Origin of the sequence: Tenacibaculum caenipelagi, from assembly GCF_004363005.1 — a bacterium.
GTDB classification, from domain to species: domain Bacteria; phylum Bacteroidota; class Bacteroidia; order Flavobacteriales; family Flavobacteriaceae; genus Polaribacter; species Polaribacter caenipelagi.
The window spans coordinates 423,712-444,330 of sequence record NZ_SNYH01000002.1; the positions used below are offsets into that span (position 1 = coordinate 423,712).

The window sequence follows — 20,619 nt, forward strand, 5'->3', positions numbered from 1 at the left end:
AACCCAAAAAATCCACAAACTTGGCAAAAACAAAGGCAAAAAAGGTAACTCCATTAATGCAACAGTATAACGGAATCAAGGCAAAATATCCTGATGCAATGTTGCTCTTTAGAGTAGGCGATTTTTATGAAACCTTTGGAGAAGATGCCGTAAAAGCATCCAAAGTTTTAGGAATTATTTTAACCAAAAGAGGAAGCGGAAGTGAAAGTGAAACTGCCTTGGCAGGTTTTCCACATCATTCTTTAAATACCTATTTACCCAAGCTAGTAAAATCTGGGTTACGTGTGGCAATTTGCGATCAGTTGGAAGATCCAAAAATGACCAAAACGATTGTAAAAAGAGGAGTTACGGAGTTGGTAACACCAGGTGTTGCTTTGAATGATGAGGTATTACAATCGAAATCGAACAACTTTTTAGCAGCTGTTCATTTTGGAAAAAAATTGTTAGGAGTTTCTTTTTTAGATGTTTCTACAGGAGAGTTTTTAATCGCTCAAGGGAACGAAGAGTATATTGATAAACTCTTGCAAAACTTTACGCCAAGTGAAGTATTGGTTGAAAAAAAGAACAAACAACGATTTTTAGAAGTTTTTACTAACCGTTTTCATACCTTTTATTTAGAGGATTGGGTATTTCAAAAAGATTATGGAGATGAATTACTCCGAAATCATTTTAAGGTAAAAAATCTAAAAGGTTTTGGGGTTCAGGAGTTGGAATACGGAATTGTAGCCGGTGGTGCTGCAATGTATTACCTGTCGGAAACTCAGCATAACAAGATAGAGCACATACAGTCTATCAGTAGAATTGCAGAAGATAATTATGTGTGGATGGATCGTTTTACCGTAAAAAACTTAGAATTATACGGTGGTAATTCGGTGAATTCTGTCTCACTATTAAATGTGATTGACAAAACGATTTCTCCGATGGGAGGACGTTTGTTAAAACGTTGGTTAGCACTTCCGTTAAAAGATTTAGAGCAGATTCAACAACGACATGAGTTGGTGAAGTTTTTAATTGATAATGATGCTTTTTTTGAAACGGTAAGTTATCAGCTGAAACAAATTTCTGATATTGAGCGATTGATTTCGAAAGTTGCTACAGGTAAAGTTTCTCCAAGAGAAGTAATCTTGTTGAAAAACTCACTAAAATCAATTCTTCCCATAAAAATTTCCGCAGAAAAAAGTAAGAATACAGTTGTTCAAGAAATAGGGAAACAATTACACGATTGTAAGGTGTTGATTGATAAAATTACAGAGACAGTGTTAGAGGATGCTCCTGTAAATATCAATAAAGGAAATGCGATTGCAAGTGGAGTTTCTGAAGAATTAGATGAACTTCGCAATATTTCTAATTCAGGAAAAGAGTATTTAGATAGCATGCTAGCTCGTGAAACGGAACGAACAGGAATTCCGAGTTTAAAAATTGCCTTTAACAACGTATTCGGGTACTATATTGAAGTTAGAAATACACATAAAGATAAAGTTCCTGAAGAGTGGATTCGTAAACAAACCTTGGTAAATGCTGAGCGTTATATTACCGAAGAGTTAAAAGAATACGAAGTTAAAATTTTAGGAGCAGAAGAGAAAATTCAGCAATTAGAAACTGAGATTTTTGCCAAATTGGTACAATTCATTATTGGCTTTGTACAACCTGTTCAGCAAAATGCACAAAATGTAGCTAAGATTGATGCATTATTATCGTTTGCAACTTTGGCAATGGAGAATAATTATGTGCGTCCGCTACTAGATGAAAGTACCGATATTGAAATCAAAAATGGTCGACATCCTGTAATTGAAAAGCAGTTGCCAATAGGGGAAGAATATATCGCTAATGATGTGGTGTTAAACTGTAATCAGCAACAAATTATTATGATTACGGGTCCAAACATGTCGGGTAAATCGGCTATTTTACGTCAAACCGCATTGATTGTGTTACTGGCACAAATGGGGAGTTATGTGCCTGCACAGAATGCTCGAATAGGAATTGTAGATAAGATTTTTACCAGAGTAGGAGCTAGTGATAATATTTCGATGGGAGAATCGACATTTATGGTTGAAATGAACGAAACGGCGTCTATCTTAAATAACATTTCTGACCGTAGTTTGGTATTGTTAGATGAAATTGGAAGAGGAACTTCTACTTATGACGGAATTTCTATCGCTTGGGCAATTGCAGAATATTTGCACGAACATCCATCAAAAGCAAAAACTTTATTTGCAACACACTATCACGAGTTAAATGAAATGACTACGACTTTTGAACGTATCAAGAATTTTAACGTGTCGGTAAAAGAGTTGGATTACAGTATTATTTTCTTACGTAAACTGGTAACAGGAGGAAGCGATCACAGTTTTGGTATTCACGTAGCAAAACTGGCAGGTATGCCGAATATGGTAATCCATAGAGCGCAAAAAATATTAAAAGAATTAGAAGAAAGTCATAAGCATCAAGAGGTAAAAGAAACCTTGAAAGAAGCACAGCATCAAGATATGCAGATGAGCTTTTTTCAGTTAGACGACCCGTTATTAGAAGACATTCGAGAAGAAATTCTAACAACTAATATTGATACTTTAACACCGATTGAAGCGTTGATGAAACTGAATGAAATAAAACGAATGTTGACGAAAAAGTAACATTTAAACATGATTATGAACAAAACCTAGAGAGGAATAGTCTGTTAATTGTGTATTGAAATTTATGGGAATTGATATTTTTATGCAAGTGCCTTCTCCTAGTTTTGTGGTTATTTCAATTTTACTATTTAGTTTTTTCGCTCTTGAATGGATATTTTTTAATCCTATTCCATTATTTTCTTTAGTAGAATCGAAACCAATTCCATTGTCTTTTACATCAATTACCAAATTTGTACTTTCTTTATAAATACTAAGCTCTACATTGGTAGCTTTGGCATGTTTAATACAGTTTTGAAGAATTTCTTGAAGAATTCGGTAGATATTATGTTTAATTTTCTCATTAATATCCGTCAATATAATAGTCTTAGCAATATCTATATTGTATTCAAAACTCCCTATCTTACTTTTCTCTTCGAATAGCTCTATAAGTACTAACTTGAAATTGTCAGATTCGTTAATGTTATAACTCAGTTTATGTGAAACGAGTCTTATTTCTTTTTCTATGTTTTGAAGTTCGTTTAATAAGTGTTGATGTTTATTGAGCTCTTCACAATCTCCTTTTAAATTTAAAAAACCTAAACTAAGTCGTGTTCCAAATAACTTACTTAAAACACCATCGTGTAGTTCTTGTGCTATCCTGTCTCTTTCTAAATATTTTGCTTTTGTTTTTTGTAATTGAGTTTGATATAGTAATTGTTTCTTTCTTAGAGCAAAAAACAAAGAACCAATAGCTAAGCCTAACAAACTTATAATAGCTAGTAACCAGCCTATTAGTTTTTGTTGTTTTTGTCGAGTTATTTCTTCTTTAGTTCTTTTGTTTTCTGATTTTAAAAGTGTGTTTTCTTTTTCTTTTATATCTGTTTCGTATCGAATTTTAGCAAACTGATTTTTTAATTGTCGTTCGTTTTGAAATAAACTATCATTTAAAGTAATATATTCTTGTAAATATTGTTTTGATTGTTTTCCTGTTGTTAAGTCTGAAAGGTTTTGTAGAGCTTCTAACCATTTTTTATTATTGTGGGTATGTTTGGCATATTTTAAAGCCTCTTTGGAGTGAAATATAGCTTTTTTTATTTGGTTATGGTCTTTGTGATAATCTGCTAAGTTTATGTGAGTTGTACTTAGCGCATAATAATTTTTTAATTTTTCCCAAATACCAAGAACTTCATTATATTGTGCTAATACATTTTCTCTTTTTTCTAATAGAAAATTGCTAGCGGCTACGTTCTCTAATAATAAAGCATAATTTACAGGATACCTTTCTTGAATCCGATCAAAAGCCAAACCTCTTTTAAAATATTCTATCGCTCTTTTATGTTGATTTCTTCTTTGATATAGTATACCAATGTTATTTACTATAAAAAGAAAACCTGTATCATTCTTGTTTACTTTGTTAATTTCAAGGGCTTTTCTGTAATATTTTAAGGCGTCTTTTTTTTGATTGAGTGCCTCAGAAGTAAGTCCAAGATTATTATATACCCTTTCTAAATAAGTTAATGATTTTATAGGTTCTAAATAATTCAGAGCCTCTATAGCACTGATTTCACCACCTAAATAATCTTTTGTTTCTCTTTGTAAATTGGCTAAACTTAACAGACGCCTACCAACAGCTAAGGAATCATTTAATTGTTTGGAAATATCCTTGGAAAAATGATAATAATAAAAAGCACTATCGTTGGTATAAGTGAGTTTATTTTCTAAAGCTTTAAAATGAAAATATTTGGCAAGTAAGATAGAGTCTTTGGTTTCTTTATATAAAGAATCAACTTGCAGCGTAATTTTTTTTAATAAGGGAAGTTTTTTGTTAAAAAAAGCTTGTCTTCCATTTTCTATAAGTTCTTTTTTAAATACAATAATTGTGGAGTCTTTTTCTTGGGAAAAAATAGTAGTAAAAATTAAAAAAAATGTTAGAAATAGTAATCGCATATTTTTATTAAAATAAGTGATCTAAAAATAGGTTTTTAAATTTTATTCCGTCATTTATTTTTAATTAATAAGTAAGTATTACTAGTAAGATTACATTATAAAAGCCTATTTGCTAATCAAAAATAAGTATTGTTAAAGCTACAGAATCAATATTGAATATTACTATTTTTGATTTCTGTATTATGAATCACGACATTAGCTTTAAACATATCAATAAACTAGCATTTCCTGCTTTGGTGGCAGGTGTTGCTGAGCCGTTACTTTCTACAACCGATTTAGCTATTGTTGGAAATATAGAGTACGACGCTACTGAAAGTATTGCTGCGATTGGTATTGTAGGAGCTTTTTTATCGATGTTAATTTGGGTGTTTGGACAAACCCGTAGTGGAATTTCTTCCATTGTTTCTCAATATCTAGGAGCGAATAAACTCAACGAAGTTAAAAATTTACCTGCTCAAGCTATTGTTATTGTATTAGGAGTAAGTGCTCTTATTTTAGGGTTGAGTTATCCGTTTTCCAAAGAAATTTTTGAGCTTTATAATGCTTCTGGAACGATTTTAGAATACTCAGTAGAATATTATAAAATTCGTGTTTTTGGGTTTCCGTTTACGCTTTTTACCATTGCAATCTTTGGTACATTTAGAGGCTTGCAAAACACCTATTATCCGATGGTAATTGCTTTGATAGGTACTGTTATAAATATTGGATTAGATGTTGTATTGGTGTATGGTGTAGAAGGATACATTCCAGCAATGTACATTCAAGGGGCAGCTTATGCTAGTGTAATTGCACAAATTGTTATGGCATCAATTTCGACAGTATTATTACTAAAGAAGACCGATATTCCGTTAAAATTTAGCCTGCCGTTTAACTCAGAAATACCTAAGTTTATCGTAATGGTATTGAATCTTTTTGTAAGAACAATAGCGCTAAATGTCGCGTTGTATTTCGGAACCTCTTACGCAACCAACTATGGTGATGCCTATATTGCAGCGTATACAATTGGTTTTAACTTGTGGTTAATGGGAGCTTTTATGATTGATGGTTATTCTTCCGCAGGAAATATGTTGTCAGGAAAATTATTGGGAGCAAAAGCTTACAAAACTCTGGTAATTTTGGGAAATCGATTAATTACTTACGGATTGCTTTTTGGTTTGTTTTTAGCAATAGTTGGCTTTGTGTTATATCAATTTATAGGAAGAGTGTTTACTAAAGAACCAGAGGTATTGGAACAGTTTTACAATGTGTTTTGGATTGTTTTACTTATGCAACCAGTATGTGCTATTGCCTTTATTTATGATGGGATGTTTAAAGGAATGGGAGAAATGAAATACTTGAGAAATGTATTGTTATTAGCAACAGGACTTGCATTTATTCCAACGTTATTATTTTTTGATTCTTTGGACTATAAACTGTATGCTATTTGGATTGCTTTTTTCTTATGGATGATTGCCAGAGCTGTTCCGCTCATTATAAAGTTTAGAAGTAAATTTTTACCACTTGCTCAAAAAGCGTAATTTTGAACAAACAATAAGCAAATGACTACAACTAGAGAAAACGGAAGTTTATATACTCATATTGAAAATAAAGTAGCAACGGTTGAATTTGGACATCCTGCAAGTAATTCTTTTCCTAGTGTACTATTAGAGCGTTTAGCTAATGAATTAGATAAACTTTCTATTAATGATGAGGTTTCTGTAATCGTATTAAAATCAGAAGGAGATAGGGCTTTTTGTGCTGGAGCTTCTTTTGATGAATTGGTAGCGATTGATAATTTAACGGATGGAAAAGCTTTTTTCTCAGGCTTTGCGAATGTAATCAATGCGATGCGCCGTTGTTCAAAACTAATAGTAGGTAGAGTACAAGGAAAAACTGTAGGTGGTGGAGTAGGATTAGCAGCTGCTTGTGATTATGTATTGGCTACAGAACAAGCCGCTATTAAACTTTCTGAGTTTACAATTGGTATTGGTCCATTTGTAATTGCGCCTGCTGTTGAACGTAAAATAAGCGTAAGTGGATTAGCGGAGCTAACCTTAGATGCTACTAGTTGGAAAAATGCGTATTGGGCAAAAGAAAAAGGCTTGTATGCACGTGTTTTTGAAACACAAAGTGAATTAGATAAAGAAGTAGAAATTTTATCAGAAAAATTAGCTTCTTATAATCCTGAAGCGTTAGCAGAAATGAAAAAGGCACTCTGGAAAGGAACCGAACATTGGGAAGAGTTATTAATAGAACGTGCTGAAACCTCTGGTAAGCTTGTATTATCAGAATTTACGAAAAAGGCATTAGAAAAATTTAAAAAATAAGAATGTTTTTATTTCAAGATGTAAAAAATACAATTACCTATAAAACAGGGTATGTGGTAGGACAATGGATAGCCCATAATCCTATATTAGCGGTATTGACTGGAGCAGTGTTTTCAGTAGGTTTTGTATGGGTTTTAACAAAAGTTGTAAAACAAATTCGTATTTTCGGCGAATAAAAATAGAATATTATGGGCGGGGATTATTTATTTGCCATTTTAGCAGCAGGTGTAGCTGTTGTGTATTTCTTTAACAAGTATAGAGCAAACAAGAAATTTAAAAGAAAATAAGATTAGTACAATTCGATACTTAGAGAAAAATAATCTTTTTTAAAATTTATTTCATCACTTCTTTTGAAATAGGGAACTTATGAGCAAGATTAGAATTACCAAGCAGTTTAATTTTGAAACTGGACATGCGTTGTATGGTTATGATGGAAAGTGTAAAAATGTTCACGGACATAGTTATAAACTTTCGGTAACAGTAATAGGTTCACCAATCACAGATACATCGAATGTTAAGTATGGTATGGTTATAGATTTTGGAGATCTAAAAAAGATTGTAAAAGAAGAAATCGTTGATGTTTTTGATCATGCTACCGTGTTTAATAAGAACACGCCACATGTAGAGTTAGCAAAAGAGTTAAAAGATCGTGATCACCACGTTATTTTGGTAGATTACCAGCCAACCAGCGAAATGATGGTAATTGATTTTGCTAAGAAAATTCAGAGTCGTTTACCAGGAAATATTAAACTACACGCAATTAAACTACAAGAAACAGAAACTAGTTTTGCAGAGTGGTATGCTGCAGATAATGAGTAAATAAATCAAGTTAATTAATGAGGAATATTATAATTACTTCCCATTAAACTCATTCATTGTATTTGCCAAACCTGCATTGATAAATGAAGTAACTGCATTAACAGAAATTGGTATGCGTTCAATCATAACGCTTTCTTCTTCTGGAGTCCATTCTCCTAATACATAATCAACTTGTCGCCCTTTAGAGTAGTCTGAACCAACTCCAAAGCGAAAACGAGGGTATGCGCCAGTATTAAACTTATCTTGGATGTCTTTTAATCCGTTATGTCCGCCAGAACTTCCTTTCCCTTTGATACGAAGTTTTCCGAAGTCGATATTTAAATCATCAGTAATAACCAGTAAGTTTTCTACCTGAATATTTTCTTTTTGCATCCAGTATTTAACCGCTTTTCCACTTAAATTCATATAAGTGTTTGGTTTTAAAACAAGAACTGTCTTTCCTTTAATTTTAAGTTTAGCAATATCACCTAGTTTTTCGGTCTCAAAAGAACCTCCGTGCTCTTTTACAAAAGCATCAGCGATTTTAAAACCAATATTGTGACGTGTGTTGTGATATTTTTCACCAATATTACCTAAACCTACGATTAAAAATTTCTTCATCAAATTGTTTTCTATAGCTGTTGATTGTGTTTTAGAAAAGCCAAATGTTTTTTTCAAAAAGGCATAAAAAATCATGAGGCAAAAATAAAAAAAGCGCTACACATGGTAACGCTTTTTGTAAACTTAACTAAGGAAGTCTTATTTTTCTGCTTCAGCTGCTGCTTTTGCCGCGTTACGAGACATACGAACTTGAGCAACTACTGTGTTATCTGGGTGTAAAATTGTATAGTTATCGTTCTTTAACGTAGTAACATATAACTTATTACCAATTTGTAACTCAGTAATATCAGCTTCGATAAAATCTGGTAAGTTAGCTGGTAATGCTTTTACTCTTAATTTACGTAAGTTGTGACGTAAAGCTCCACCAATCATAACACCTTTAGAACTACCTACTAAACGTACTGGAATTTCCATAGTTACTGCTTTGTCTTCGAATAACTGATAGAAATCTACGTGTAAAATACTATCGTTTACTGGGTGAAATTGGATGTCTTGTAATACAGCATTGTATGTTACACCATCTAATTCAATCGTAGCAGTAAATACATCTGGAGTATATACTAATGGTTTGAACGCTTTTTCATCTGCTGAAAAGTGAACAGGCTTGTCTCCTCCGTATAATACGCAAGGAACCTTTCCAGCATTACGTAAGGCTTTTGTAGCTTTTTTACCTACGCTTTCTCTTTGAGATCCTTTGATTGTAATTGATTTCATTACTTTGTTTATTAAATTTATTTACATTAAAAATTGATCGCTAATAGATGTATTGTCTTGAACTTTATGCATCACATCAGCGAATAAAGCGGCGCAAGATACAACTTTTATTTTAGAAATGTTCCTTTTTAAAGGAATTGTATCTGAGACAATTAACTCAGTTAATTGCGAATTTTGAATTCTTTCGTAAGCATTTCCTGAAAGAATTGGATGTGTACAAATAGCACGTACACTTTTTGCACCTCTTTCTATCATTAAATCGGCAGCTTTGGTTAAGGTTCCTCCTGTATCAATCATGTCGTCAACAAGAATTACGTTTTTACCTTTTACTTCACCAATTAATTCCATATGTGCTATTACATTGGCTTTTTGGCGTTGCTTGTAGCATATAACCACATCACTTTCTAAATATTTAGAATATGCATAGGCTCTTTTTGAACCACCCATATCTGGAGAAGCAATGGTTAAGTTATCTAAATTTAAGCTTTTAACATAAGGTAAAAAGATAGTAGAAGCAAATAAGTGGTCTACTGGCTTTTCAAAGAAACCTTGAATTTGATCAGCATGTAAATCCATGGTCATAATTCTAGTAGCTCCAGCAGTTTCCAATAGTTTTGCTACCAATTTAGCACCAATAGCTACACGCGGTTTATCTTTTCTGTCTTGACGAGCCCATCCAAAATAAGGCATTACTGCTGTAATGTGTCTTGCAGATGCACGTTTAGCAGCATCACACATAAGTAACATTTCCATTAAATTATCTGTTGAAGGGAAAGTAGATCCTACAAGAAATACTCTACGACCTCTTACAGATTCTTCAAAAGCAGGCTGAAACTCACCGTCACTAAAGTGTGTAGTAATTACATTTCCTAGTTCAACTCCGTATTCTCTAGCAATTTCTTCTGCTAATTCAATACTTTGTGAACAGGCAAAAATTTTTGGGCTTAATTGATTTGTAGCCATTTACAAAAAGATATTTATAGTTAGTGTTGTTGTTGAGGCAAAAATAAAACTATTTTAAGAGTTTAAAAGATATTTTAAATGAAATATTTTATAGATTTGCACTCACCAAAGCCAAAGTGGTGGAATTGGTAGACACGTCGGATTCAAAATCCGATGCTCGCAAGGGCGTGTGGGTTCGAGTCCCACCTTTGGTACTATAATAAAAACAACTCTCTTAAACTTCAAGTTAAGAGAGTTGTTTCATTTTAAATGGTTTACACCTTATAGTTTTTGAAGTAATTAAGTATATCCTAGTTTATATAGTGTACATTATTTGTTATAGGTTAAGAATATTCTTTATTTAGATAATAGTTCTATCATTTTAAGAGCTACACCAGGAGCAGATGCTGGGTTTTGCCCTGTAACTAAATTACCATCATGTATTACGTAGGGTTCAAAAGGGTTAGTATATGAAAAAACAGCACCTTGTTTTATTAGTTCTTCATCAAGCATAAAAGGAATTATGCCTCCAAGTGTGTGTTTATCTATTTTCTCTTCAGCTTTTGTAAAAGAATTGATTTTTTTACCCGCTAACAAATAACTACCATCTGTTAGTTTGACATTGAGTAAGGCAGCTGGTCCGTGACAAACTGCTCCTATAACTCTTCCATTTTCATAAGTGTTTCGGATAACAGACTTAACCAATGGGTTGTTAACCATGTCATTCATCAAACCTAACCCTCCAGGGAAGAAAATAGCATCGTATGCTGTTACATCAATATTACTTAATTTATGACTGAAGTTAAGTCTTTTAAATCCGTTACTTTTTTTAAAAGTTTTACTAACTTCATGATTTTCATTATACCCAACATATGGAGGAGATCCTCCTAGAATACTGGCGAAATCGACTGTGATATTATTATGAATAAAATGAAAATAAGGGTCAGCAATTTCTGAAAATTCGTACCCTGCTGCTCGTTTTTCTGTGCCTGTTTTATTGGTGCTTGTTACAATAAATAATATGTGCTTCATTTTATGAGTTTTTAATTAACAAAAACCTTGGTATATAGCTGTACAACCAAGGTTTTTATTGTTTTAATAATTAAGAATAACTATCCTTTAGCAATGGCTTCTCCCAATTCTTCATTGGTCATAGCAATGCCATCCATATTCCAGGTACCATCTACTGTATGTATTGAGTTTGTCCATATGTGCTTTTTAGGAATTCTACCTTCTGAATGTTTGTGGACAATTTCTGTTACTTCAGCAAAGAAATTTTTTTGAACTTTTCTGTCAGCTAATGCAAACGAAGGAGACTTAATTTCTATCCAAGCCCCTTCTATAGGTTCTCCTGCCGAAAAGGTTTCATTCTTAGGCTGTACATGTAATTGTGCGGTTACATTTGGAGTCATTACAGTGTTTCCTCCTAAACCATGGTGTGCTAGAAAGGCATTTGTAATTTCTTTGACAATTTTTTCTCGTTTCTGTGAAGGAACAGTTCCTTCTGTTAATGTTACTGTTATTGGCATAATAAGATTATTTAGGTTATGAACTTTGTTGTTCAATAACAGTGCAAAATTGTAGAATAAAAGAAATACAAAAATTGTCTTATGACAACGGTTTAAATAGCCATCATACTTTGTATAATTGTTGCATTGTTCTTAATGATATAAGAATCTCTTATAGCTTAGCTCTTAATTTACTTAAGGTAGAATTAGTCATTCCAAGATAGGAAGCAACAGCTTTACTAGAAATACGAGTGAGTAGTTTAGGTTCATGTTCCATTACCCATTTAAGCTTGTCTATACCTTCCATTCCTAAAAAGCTATAGATTCTCATTTGTGAATGAATAAATGCAAATTCCATAAATTGATGATAAATATTAGCAAAAGGAGTTGAGTTGTTTACTAAGTTGTAAAAATCATTACGATTGATGGTTAATAATTCAGAAGGTTCTAATGAGACCAAACAGTCTCTTGATGGCTTTTGGAGGATAAAACTAGTATTAGCAGAAATAATACTATCTTCTAAAGCAAAATATCCTGTTATTTCATTGCCTTTATCATCTATTTCGTAGAGTCTCAAACAGCCTTTTTTTATAAAATAAAAGTGATTACACGTTTGTCCGAAATTACAAAGTATTTCATTTCTAACTGTTTTAATAGGTTTAAAACAAGAAATAATTTGGTCTAAATCTTTTGGAGTTATGACTGTACGAGCTTTTATATAGTTTTCTAATTCTGTATACACTTTGATCTATTTATTCAAAAAAGTCGAAGGTATTACATAATAATGGTTAAAAAATTGTCATATAACATTGTTTTCTGTATTAATTGAAGAGTTTTTTATTGAACATTCCTTTTCAACCCTATTAAGACTGCTATATAGACAATAATCATAGCAATGGAAAGTGAAATTAAAGAAAATTCAATGATACTTTCAGTTATGAGGTCGCCTTTTTGACCATTTGCCATTATCCCTAACATTTTTCCAGTATTAAAAATGGCAGTTATTAAAATTCCGATACAGTTAACAAAAGTTCCATAAACAGCAAGCCAAAAGATAATTTTAGCGACTTTTCTTTTTATTAAAATTAAGAATCCAACGGTACCCAAATTTATCAGTAAGTTCACCAAATAAAGCACCCCAAGAACTATCTTCTAAAGGGTGATTTTGCTTGCCATTTTTAGAGAGCTTTGTGTAACAAGATTTAATATCTACTTCGCTATAGCAATTTAGTAGTAAGGATATATTATTTCCCTTAGCCAAACCTTCATCACTTACCATATCAGACCCCATTAATATAAAGTTCTCTTTCGCGAGAGTAGCGTGTAAAATGTAATCTTTCATTTTTTTTGGCAATTTTTTGGATAGAGGGGATTCACCTATGGTTTGAAAAATAAGCTTCCCCCTAAACATTGTTGATAAAATTTCATAGCTTCCCTACAATTACCATTGAAAGTAAGGTATGGATTTACTTGTAGCTTAATCATTAGTCTCTGCGTAGCTTTTAAAGCAATTTAAAATAGATTGCCAACCTCCTTTTTGCATTTCAATTGAATTTTGGGTTTCAGCTTCAAACTTTATAACAACTGTTGTAGTGTTTTTATCCTCTGTAAAGTTTACTGAAACATTTCTTCCGTCATCAATGGTATACACAATAGTTTCGTTAAGTTTCACATCATTATAAATTCCGCTAAAATCAAAACCGAAACTACCATCTTTAGCTTCCATTCTAGAAAGAAATTTTCCACCTATTTTTAAATCATTTTCTGCTTTTGTGGTATGCCAATCTTTAGATGGAGTATTCCATTTAACAATATGTTTCGGATCCGTGTAAAGTTCCCAAACCTTTGCTATTGGAGTATTTACTATTGCTTTTACTGTGATGATTGTTTTTTCTGTGATCATTTTTTTATTTTTTAAAGGTTACTTACTAATACAAAGGTGCAACGAGTTTTTAAGAATTATGATATATGAAAGTGACAAGAAAAGGGTGGATTACGACAAAATTTTTATCTTTATGAAAGATATTATAAGCTAAAAGAAAATGAAAAATGTAAGTATTCTAGTACCTGAAAGCTCGGTAATGCAAGCTATAGCAGATCCTCAGTGTTTATTTTCTGCTGCCAACCAGTTTATGGTTGCTAATGGTAAAAATCCGTTATTTAATATTCAGTTAGTTGGTTTAAAAAAGGAAGTTAAAATCAATGAAGGACTATTCTCTATCAATACTTCACAACGTTTGAATGAAGTTGAGCAAACCGATTTGGTAATTATTCCAGCTTTGTTTGGCGATATGAAAAAAGCCATTGAATCAAATGAAGAGTTATTACCATGGATAAATGAGCAATACGAAAAAGGAGCTGAAGTTGCTTCGTTATGTGTAGGGGCTTTTTTACTGGCTTCAACAGGATTGCTTAATGGGAAAAAATGTTCTACACATTGGGGGTTCCAAAACGAATTTCGCGAAATGTTTCCTGATGTTGAAGTAGTAGATGGTAGCATTGTAACAGAAGAAGATCGACTTTATTCTAGTGGAGGAGCAATGTCTTACTGGAATTTATTACTTTACTTATTAGAAAAATACACCGATAGAGAGACAGCTATATTAGCCTCTAAGTATTTTGCTATTGATATTGACAGAGAAAGTCAATCGGCTTTTGCTATGTTTCAAGGGCAGAAAAATCATACAGATGAAGCTGTTAAGCAAGCTCAGGAATTTATTGATAAAAATATTCATGAGAGAATTACAATTGATGAATTGGCAGATTTGGTTTCGGTTGGTAGACGAAGTTTTGAGAGGCGATTTAAAGCAGCAACAAACAACTCAGTTTTAGAATATATCAATAGAGTTAAAGTAGAGTCTGCTAAACGAAGTTTCGAATCAAGTCGAAAAAATATTAACGAAGTAATGTATGGTGTAGGGTATACAGATACCAAGGCTTTTCGCTCAACTTTTAAAAAAATAACAGGTCTTACTCCTATAGAATACAGAAACAAGTACAATAAGATGTCTTCCGTTTTTTAAAGGTACTATGGATAGATTTAATTATACATTCAATTAAAGTGATATGTCAGCTTTTCCTGCTTCATATTCCTCGGGTGTGTTAATGTTTCTTATTAAGTTGTCATCAACCTCAATAATTTCAACATCAGAATTGATTAGCATTTTACGAGGGCATGAATATCCTTGTGCTAAATAGGCTAATAATTTTCCGTAAGCTTTTGGCTCGTAAATTGTGATTAGAGGTTCAGGAAATTCTTTATTTTTTCCTTTAACAGCCGTAGCTACTTTAGCAGGATTTCTCTTTTGTAATAAGAGTTGAATAAGCTCATTATTTACAAACGGAACATCAGTAGCCATAACTAACCATGCTGAGTTTGGATCTTTTTGAAAAGCAGAGCAAATACCTCCAAAAGGCCCTAAATTTAAAAAGACATCGGGAATCTCATTTGTTATTTCTGAAGAAGTGGATAAATCTCTTACAGAATAAAAAGTTTCTAGATTGTTATTTTCTAGCAACTCTTTTACATGTTCTTTTTGAGGTTTTTTATAATACACTAACTCCGATTTATCACGTCCCATTCGAGTACTTTTTCCACCAGTTAATACCAGTCCTTTTATGGGGGCTATGTTTTGTTTAATGAGATTATGAATATGATTAGAGATTTTATCAATCTCATTAATTGTATAAGAAGTGATGTTTTTGATGTTTGGAAAACGTTCTAGTAAACAATCAAAATATCTTGAGTTTTCATTCAACTTAATTACAAATTGAATACTGGTTAGTTGGTCTAACCTCTTTTTTACAGAAGCTTCTTTTTCGTCATCTAAGATTAATATTTGCTTTGCTCCTTGGTAATGATTTCCATTAATGAATACTAAATCGTGATTGTAAAACTGTAAACGTTGTTCGTATTTGTTTACAGAAGAAGATGTCTTTATTTGTAAATTACCTTCATGGTGAAAAGTGTATTCTGATATGACATTTTGTTCAATATCCTTAGCATGAGAAGCGTCAAAATAGCCTAAATTATATTGTGATAATTTTTCAGAAACTTGATGAACAAGGTTTGCTATGGTACCACATTGGGTTCCTAGTATAGCAACTTCATTAGGTGCAAAATTATCGTTATATTTTTTTTCTAGACTCGTATGTTTAGTATGTTTTTTACCCATTTTTAATATCTGATTTTCCACCTGTCTTTTCTACTAACTTAACTTCTTGAATCACCATTTTTTGATTGATAGCTTTGCACATATCGTAAATGGTTAAACAAGTTGCAGAAGCTCCTGTAAGTGCTTCCATTTCTACCCCCGTTTTTCCTTCAATGCTCACTTTACAAAAAACCTCCACATGCTCATCATCTATAATATTGATGTCAATATCCACTCCGTTGATTAACAAAGGGTGACACATTGGAATAATATCAGAAGTTTTTTTCACTGCTTGAATTCCAGCAATAATAGCGGTTTGAAAAACAGGTCCTTTTTTAGTGATGAGCTCATCATTGGTAAAATGACTCACAATTTCTGAACCTAAAAACATAGTAGCTTTGGCAATAGCAGTACGTTTCGTGATTTTTTTATCAGAAACATTCACCATTTTAGGCTGGTTTTGTTCGTTTATGTGGGAAAAGTTGCTCACTTTGTATAAGGTTTAAAATTATTATTAGTTGAAATTATCGAAAGAAATAAAAATATAAGACAATCAATAAGATTATGATAACTTCAATAAGCCAAACTTTAATACGATTAAAATCTTTTTTAATTAAAGATTGTTCTACAAATAAAATAATGAGATTAAAAATTAAAATACCTATAAATAATGTCCCAGCTAAAGCCATGCCTCCTTTGTTATCAAAAAAGGTATAATAAATTGAACCAAATATTGATAAAGGTATAAATATTAATGAAAGAAGAAAAATGGGAGTTGTTTTAATTATTAGTTTCATTATCTATATCTAATTATAGGAAAAACACTTCCTTTCTTAAACTCTGTTTCTTCTGTTTTGGGGAGTTCAATAAAACCATCAGCCTCTATCAAACTTGCTAAATCACCAGAACCATTCCCTTTAATTGGAGTTGCGTATACTTGTCCTTTTTTTGAAGTTAATTTTACTTGTAAAAAACAGCTTAAATTGGGTTTAAAAGTGAGGTCTTTTGCTAAAATTGCTGTTTTTTCTTCAGAAGAAACCCCAACAGATTTTTTATACCAAGGATAAAAATACACCAGACAATTTACAAATGTTGAAACTGGATTCCCTGGAAAAGCGAACACATTACAATTATCAGTAACACCAGCCCAAAAAGGCTTGCCTGGTCTTTGTGAAACTCTATGGAATAACTTTTTAACACCCAGTTCATCTAAAACCTCAGGTAAAAAATCGAACTTCCCTTTGCTTACAGCACCACTAAATAAAAGCACATCATATTCTTGTAGGAAAGACGCTATTTTTTCTTTTAAAACTGATTTTTTATCAGCTATATGAGCTGTTTTTGCGGGAATTTTTAAATCATTCAATAAAGAAACTAATGTATATACATTGCTTCTGCGAATTTGGTGATCTAACGGGTTTTCATTTACATCAACCAATTCATCACCAGTAGAAACAATCATTACTTTAGGTTGTTTGGCTACTTTAACCATAGCTTTACCTACAGTAGCTAAAACCCCTATTTCAGCCGCAGAAATAATCGTGTTCTTTTTAATAAGAACGTCTTCTTTGGTTTTGTCGGAACCTTGTACATGAATATTTTGTCCCTCGGTAATTTCATCAATATTGATAGTTGCCATTAAGGTATTGATGTCTACATCCTCGTAACGAATTACCGTATCAGTATTGTTAGGTAAGCAGGCTCCTGTCATTACTTCATAACAGTTTGAAGCATTTACCATTGTTTGTTGAGGTGCTCCTGCAGGCTGAATGCCTTCAATCTTAAAATCACGAACACCGTACTCAAAAAAACGATAATTGATCGCAATACCATCCATTGCCACTCGGTTGAATGGAGGAAAATCTCTATCGGCAACAATATCTTCCTTTAAAATTCTTCCAACAGCTTCTAAAAATGGAATTTCTTCAATTCCGAAATTTTGTGTGTTTTCTAAAATTATATGTTTAGCTTCTTCTACTGTAATCATTTCCATCCTTTAAATAAAGTTATTAAACCTACGATGATAAAACCTAATCCACCTATAAGACCTTTAAAAGAAGTTGAAATATCCCATAGGTTATTATCTGTTTTACTAAGTTTAAAAACATAAAATAAAACTACAATTCCAATTAAAATAAAAAGCAAACTGTATATCATAATTATCCACCTATTGTACTCATGCTTTCAGAAACATTCCCTTGTTTACGATTGGCTTCGGCTACAAAACCATTTTCAGGTTTTTCTTTTATAAGTGATAAAAACAATTCTTTTAAATCTTCATTACTAGCACCATTTCTGATAAAATCTCGCAGATTAAAAACGCCGTCATCAAACAAGCAGTTTTTAAAAGTTCCTGTTGAGGTAACTCTAATTCGGTTGCAATCATTACAGATGGTACGAGTAAAAGCAGGAATGATTCCTATGGTTCCTAGATGACCTTCAACAGCAAAATTTCGTGAGGTAGAAGATTTTTCGGAGATGAGTTGTGTAACGTTATAATTTGATTGTATCTCGTTTAAAATCTTGTTGTAGTTCCATATTTCTTTAGTGTTTCGTTGCCCTTTTCCGTTAAAAGGCATTTCTTCAATAAAACGAATTGCAATATTCTTCTCTTTGGTCAACGCAACAAAATCAACTATTTCATCAGTATTAAAACCTGACTGCACCACTACATTCAATTTTAAATTGAGTGGACTTTTTTCTAGCAATTCAAATGTTTTATATACTTCAGAAAATACGTCACGACGTGTAATTTTCGCAAATTTATCGGCATGTAAACTGTCAATACTTAAGTTGATAGTTTTTACTTTCTTAAGTCTTTCTAAATCTTTAATGTGTTTAGAAACGAGTGCACCATTGGTAGTAATATTGATATCATCTAGTAAATCGTTATACGATAACATTTCTAAAAACGACATAAAGTCTTTACGGGCAAAAGGTTCACCTCCTGTTAAACGAACTTTGTTTACACCTAACTCGGTAAGTACTCTGATAATGCGGTACATTTCTTTGTAGGTAAGTAGTTCTTTACGAGGCACAATGTCAATGCCTTGCGCAGGCATACAATACTGACAACGTAAGTTACAACGGTCAGTTACAGCTAGCCTTACATAGCTAATTTGCCTACCAAAATTATCGATGAGTGTACTCATAGCGTAAAGGTACGGATTAATCAATCAACTTTTCCTGTCATTTATCATGGTTTTGTTGAAAGAAAATACAAGCTTTCTCAAAACCAAAAATTACACAATCTCCATTTTTTTAAGAAGAAAAGATGCATTCATGTTTTTACATACGCCGCTTTTCATTTTATAGTCAAAAAACAACTCATCATTGATAATCTCAGCGTCAAAATAATGGTTTTCTATTTGTGGTGCATATTTATTTACCAAATCACATAAACTCACATCGTGGGTGGCTATAATTCCTGTAGAGTTTGAGTTACTTAGTTTTTCAATAAACTTTTTAGAGCCTAAAGCTTTGTCTTTGCTATTGGTTCCTTTTAAAATTTCATCTAATACAATGAAATAATTCTCACTAGTGATTTCATCAACAATAAATTTCAAACGCTTTAATTCTGAATAAAAGTACGATTCATCATCGGTTAACGAATCAGAGGTACGCATACTTGTAATTAGTTTAATAGGAGCGTAGTTATACCTTTCGGCGCAAACGGGGAGTCCACAATTAGCCATGATTATTGATAAAGATATGGTTCGTAAAAAAGTGCTTTTTCCAGCCATATTTGCTCCAGTAATTATAAAAAACTGTTCGTTGTTTATTGTAAAGCTGTTATCGACTCTTTTAGAAGCATTCAATAACGGGTGTCCTAAGTTTTTAGTTTCAATAATGTTTGTTTCCTTTTGAACCTTAGGAAAAGTATAGTTCGAGTGATTATACGCAAAGTTTGCTAGTGAGTTTTGCGCATCAAAAAAGCTAACGATTTCAAACCATTGAGCTACTACGTTTTTATATTTGGCAATCCATTGTTCTGTTTTAGTTGCATTTAGAATGTCCCATAAAAACAAACCATTTCCTATTACCGCAATTAGCAAATTGTTTCGTTGATCGAAAGCGTCTAATATTTTTGAGAATTTTTTAAAAATAACCGAAGCTTTTTCTTCTTCAGAAGCTATGTCGTTTTGTTTTTTTAGTAGTATAGCAGAAGAAAATTGTTGGTTTTCTATTTGTTCTAACAGTAAATAATATTGCTTAAAAATATCTTTTGCCTGATTGGCGTCGGTATATAGTTTTTGTGTAGCTTTTAAAGAAGTTAATGTTATTGCTAATCCGATAAAAAACCATATTAAAAGCACTGAAAAACTAATAATTTTGAATATTAGTAGTGTAATTAAACCAATAGAAATTAATGGAAAAACTTTGATAATAGTTGAAAGGAAACTTGGGAGTTTTGAGTGGTAATTTTGTATCCAATAAATAATTGTTGAGGTGTCTTTTTTAGAAGACGCTAAACTTTCTAAGGCAGCAAAATGTTGTCGCCATTCTATTTTTAATGAGAGTTCTTGTAATGCCTTTTGTTTTTCAGAGATATTGGAAATATGGTTGCTTGATAAAATTCTCGCAAGTAATTTTTTACCATCATTGGTTACTGTTCTGTTAATGAATTGGAAGAAAGATCCTTTTCCAAATAAATCAATATCGTTGCTAAAAAAATGAAGAGGATTTATAAATTCTTTCCCTGTATCTAAAGAGTTGTATTTTCCATTTAAAACAGCTATTTCGGTAATGTTGATGCTTTTTTTTGTGTCAATTATTTTCCTATTTTCTTTTAATTTTTGATGGAGTATTACTAAAAAAACAAAAAGAGTAATTCCGGTAAAACCAATAATCAAAGGAAGATTTGGAACTCGAAAAGTGTAATATATTCCGATTGAAGTAGCTAAAAATACAGTAAACCTCAATATTCGAATGGTTACAATTTTCTTAGAAAGGACTGCACTTTTTTTTTCTAATTCAATAAGTTGAGATTTATAAAAGTCTAAAGGTTTTTGCATTGTAA

General features: G+C 32.1%; 20 protein-coding genes and 1 tRNA gene. 7 read left to right on the top strand and 14 right to left on the bottom strand.

Annotated elements, in window-relative coordinates; all coding sequences use genetic code 11:
* The first annotated feature begins 20 nt into the window (after positions 1-20).
* Positions 21-2,630: a DNA mismatch repair protein MutS gene (gene mutS, locus DFQ07_RS05405; RefSeq protein WP_133535253.1), complete on the top strand. Its 2,610-nt coding sequence runs from the start codon at positions 21-23 to the stop codon at positions 2,628-2,630.
* 3 nt (positions 2,631-2,633) lie between these two features.
* Here the strand turns inward: mutS and DFQ07_RS05410 are convergent, their stop codons facing one another.
* Positions 2,634-4,556 (bottom strand): tetratricopeptide repeat-containing sensor histidine kinase, encoded by a 1,923-nt coding sequence (locus DFQ07_RS05410; protein ID WP_133535254.1) that lies wholly within the window; start codon positions 4,554-4,556, stop codon positions 2,634-2,636.
* A 182-nt stretch (positions 4,557-4,738) separates the two neighbouring features.
* On the opposite strand from DFQ07_RS05410, the gene DFQ07_RS05415 reads away from it, so the two are divergent.
* The 4 genes from DFQ07_RS05415 to DFQ07_RS05425 all read left to right on the top strand — a co-directional run bounded on the left by DFQ07_RS05415 (position 4,739) and on the right by DFQ07_RS05425 (position 7,681).
* Positions 4,739-6,073: an MATE family efflux transporter gene (locus DFQ07_RS05415; protein WP_133535255.1), complete on the top strand. Its 1,335-nt coding sequence runs from the start codon at positions 4,739-4,741 to the stop codon at positions 6,071-6,073.
* A gap of 21 nt (positions 6,074-6,094) precedes the next feature.
* Positions 6,095-6,862, top strand: coding sequence for an enoyl-CoA hydratase/isomerase family protein (locus DFQ07_RS05420; RefSeq protein ID WP_133535256.1), 768 nt, complete (start codon positions 6,095-6,097; stop codon positions 6,860-6,862).
* Positions 6,863-6,864: 2 nt separating this feature from the next.
* Positions 6,865-7,038, top strand: a complete 174-nt coding sequence (locus tag DFQ07_RS15510) for a hypothetical protein (RefSeq protein ID WP_166627727.1) — start codon at positions 6,865-6,867, stop codon at positions 7,036-7,038.
* 190 nt (positions 7,039-7,228) lie between these two features.
* On the top strand, positions 7,229-7,681 hold the full coding sequence (locus DFQ07_RS05425) for a 6-pyruvoyl trahydropterin synthase family protein (protein ID WP_133535257.1): 453 nt from the start codon (positions 7,229-7,231) through the stop codon (positions 7,679-7,681).
* Positions 7,682-7,714: 33 nt separating this feature from the next.
* Here the strand turns inward: DFQ07_RS05425 and pth are convergent, their stop codons facing one another.
* From pth to DFQ07_RS05440, 3 genes are all read right to left on the bottom strand, one after another.
* Positions 7,715-8,281: an aminoacyl-tRNA hydrolase gene (gene pth / locus DFQ07_RS05430; RefSeq protein ID WP_133535258.1), complete on the bottom strand. Its 567-nt coding sequence runs from the start codon at positions 8,279-8,281 to the stop codon at positions 7,715-7,717.
* 138 nt (positions 8,282-8,419) lie between these two features.
* Positions 8,420-8,995 carry a 50S ribosomal protein L25/general stress protein Ctc gene (locus tag DFQ07_RS05435; RefSeq protein WP_133535259.1) on the bottom strand — a complete coding sequence of 192 codons (576 nt, stop codon included), beginning with the start codon at positions 8,993-8,995 and terminating at the stop codon, positions 8,420-8,422.
* 21 nt (positions 8,996-9,016) lie between these two features.
* Positions 9,017-9,958, bottom strand: a complete 942-nt coding sequence (locus DFQ07_RS05440; RefSeq protein WP_133535260.1) for a ribose-phosphate pyrophosphokinase — start codon at positions 9,956-9,958, stop codon at positions 9,017-9,019.
* 110 nt (positions 9,959-10,068) lie between these two features.
* Between DFQ07_RS05440 and DFQ07_RS05445 the strand changes: the two genes are divergently transcribed.
* Positions 10,069-10,152: transfer RNA gene (locus DFQ07_RS05445), tRNA-Leu, on the top strand.
* Between the two features lie 142 nt (positions 10,153-10,294).
* On the opposite strand, the gene DFQ07_RS05450 is transcribed toward DFQ07_RS05445, so the two are convergent.
* The 5 genes from DFQ07_RS05450 to DFQ07_RS05470 form a co-directional block, all read right to left on the bottom strand.
* A complete protein-coding gene (locus tag DFQ07_RS05450; RefSeq protein ID WP_133535261.1) occupies positions 10,295-10,969 on the bottom strand; it encodes a type 1 glutamine amidotransferase domain-containing protein in 675 nt (224 codons plus the stop codon).
* 80 nt (positions 10,970-11,049) lie between these two features.
* Entirely contained in the window at positions 11,050-11,466 is a 417-nt protein-coding gene (locus tag DFQ07_RS05455; RefSeq protein WP_133535262.1) for a 4-oxalocrotonate tautomerase, read from the bottom strand.
* Positions 11,467-11,617: 151 nt separating this feature from the next.
* On the bottom strand, positions 11,618-12,187 hold the full coding sequence (locus DFQ07_RS05460) for a Crp/Fnr family transcriptional regulator (RefSeq protein ID WP_166627728.1): 570 nt from the start codon (positions 12,185-12,187) through the stop codon (positions 11,618-11,620).
* Positions 12,188-12,505: 318 nt separating this feature from the next.
* Complete coding sequence (locus DFQ07_RS05465; RefSeq protein WP_208107673.1) at positions 12,506-12,787, bottom strand: VOC family protein; 282 nt, start codon at positions 12,785-12,787, stop codon at positions 12,506-12,508.
* Positions 12,788-12,922: 135 nt separating this feature from the next.
* A complete protein-coding gene (locus DFQ07_RS05470) occupies positions 12,923-13,348 on the bottom strand; it encodes an SRPBCC domain-containing protein (protein ID WP_133535264.1) in 426 nt (141 codons plus the stop codon).
* Between the two features lie 139 nt (positions 13,349-13,487).
* Between DFQ07_RS05470 and DFQ07_RS05475 the strand changes: the two genes are divergently transcribed.
* Entirely contained in the window at positions 13,488-14,468 is a 981-nt protein-coding gene (locus DFQ07_RS05475; protein WP_133535265.1) for a GlxA family transcriptional regulator, read from the top strand.
* 33 nt (positions 14,469-14,501) lie between these two features.
* On the opposite strand, the gene DFQ07_RS05480 is transcribed toward DFQ07_RS05475, so the two are convergent.
* The 5 genes from DFQ07_RS05480 to DFQ07_RS05500 all read right to left on the bottom strand — a co-directional run bounded on the left by DFQ07_RS05480 (position 14,502) and on the right by DFQ07_RS05500 (position 20,614).
* Positions 14,502-15,620: an NTP transferase domain-containing protein gene (locus DFQ07_RS05480; RefSeq protein WP_133535266.1), complete on the bottom strand. Its 1,119-nt coding sequence runs from the start codon at positions 15,618-15,620 to the stop codon at positions 14,502-14,504.
* A complete protein-coding gene (moaC, locus tag DFQ07_RS05485) occupies positions 15,613-16,089 on the bottom strand; it encodes a cyclic pyranopterin monophosphate synthase MoaC (protein ID WP_133535267.1) in 477 nt (158 codons plus the stop codon). The genes DFQ07_RS05480 and moaC overlap by 8 nt, the downstream gene beginning before the upstream one ends.
* A gap of 306 nt (positions 16,090-16,395) precedes the next feature.
* Positions 16,396-17,586, bottom strand: coding sequence for a molybdopterin molybdotransferase MoeA (locus DFQ07_RS05490; RefSeq protein ID WP_133535268.1), 1,191 nt, complete (start codon positions 17,584-17,586; stop codon positions 16,396-16,398).
* Between the two features lie 172 nt (positions 17,587-17,758).
* Positions 17,759-18,751 (bottom strand): GTP 3',8-cyclase MoaA, encoded by a 993-nt coding sequence (gene moaA, locus DFQ07_RS05495; protein WP_133535269.1) that lies wholly within the window; start codon positions 18,749-18,751, stop codon positions 17,759-17,761.
* Between the two features lie 90 nt (positions 18,752-18,841).
* The gene (locus tag DFQ07_RS05500; protein ID WP_133535270.1) at positions 18,842-20,614 is read right to left on the bottom strand and encodes a MutS-related protein; all 1,773 of its coding nucleotides are present in this window, start codon (positions 20,612-20,614) and stop codon (positions 18,842-18,844) included.
* Positions 20,615-20,619: the final 5 nt, after the last annotated feature.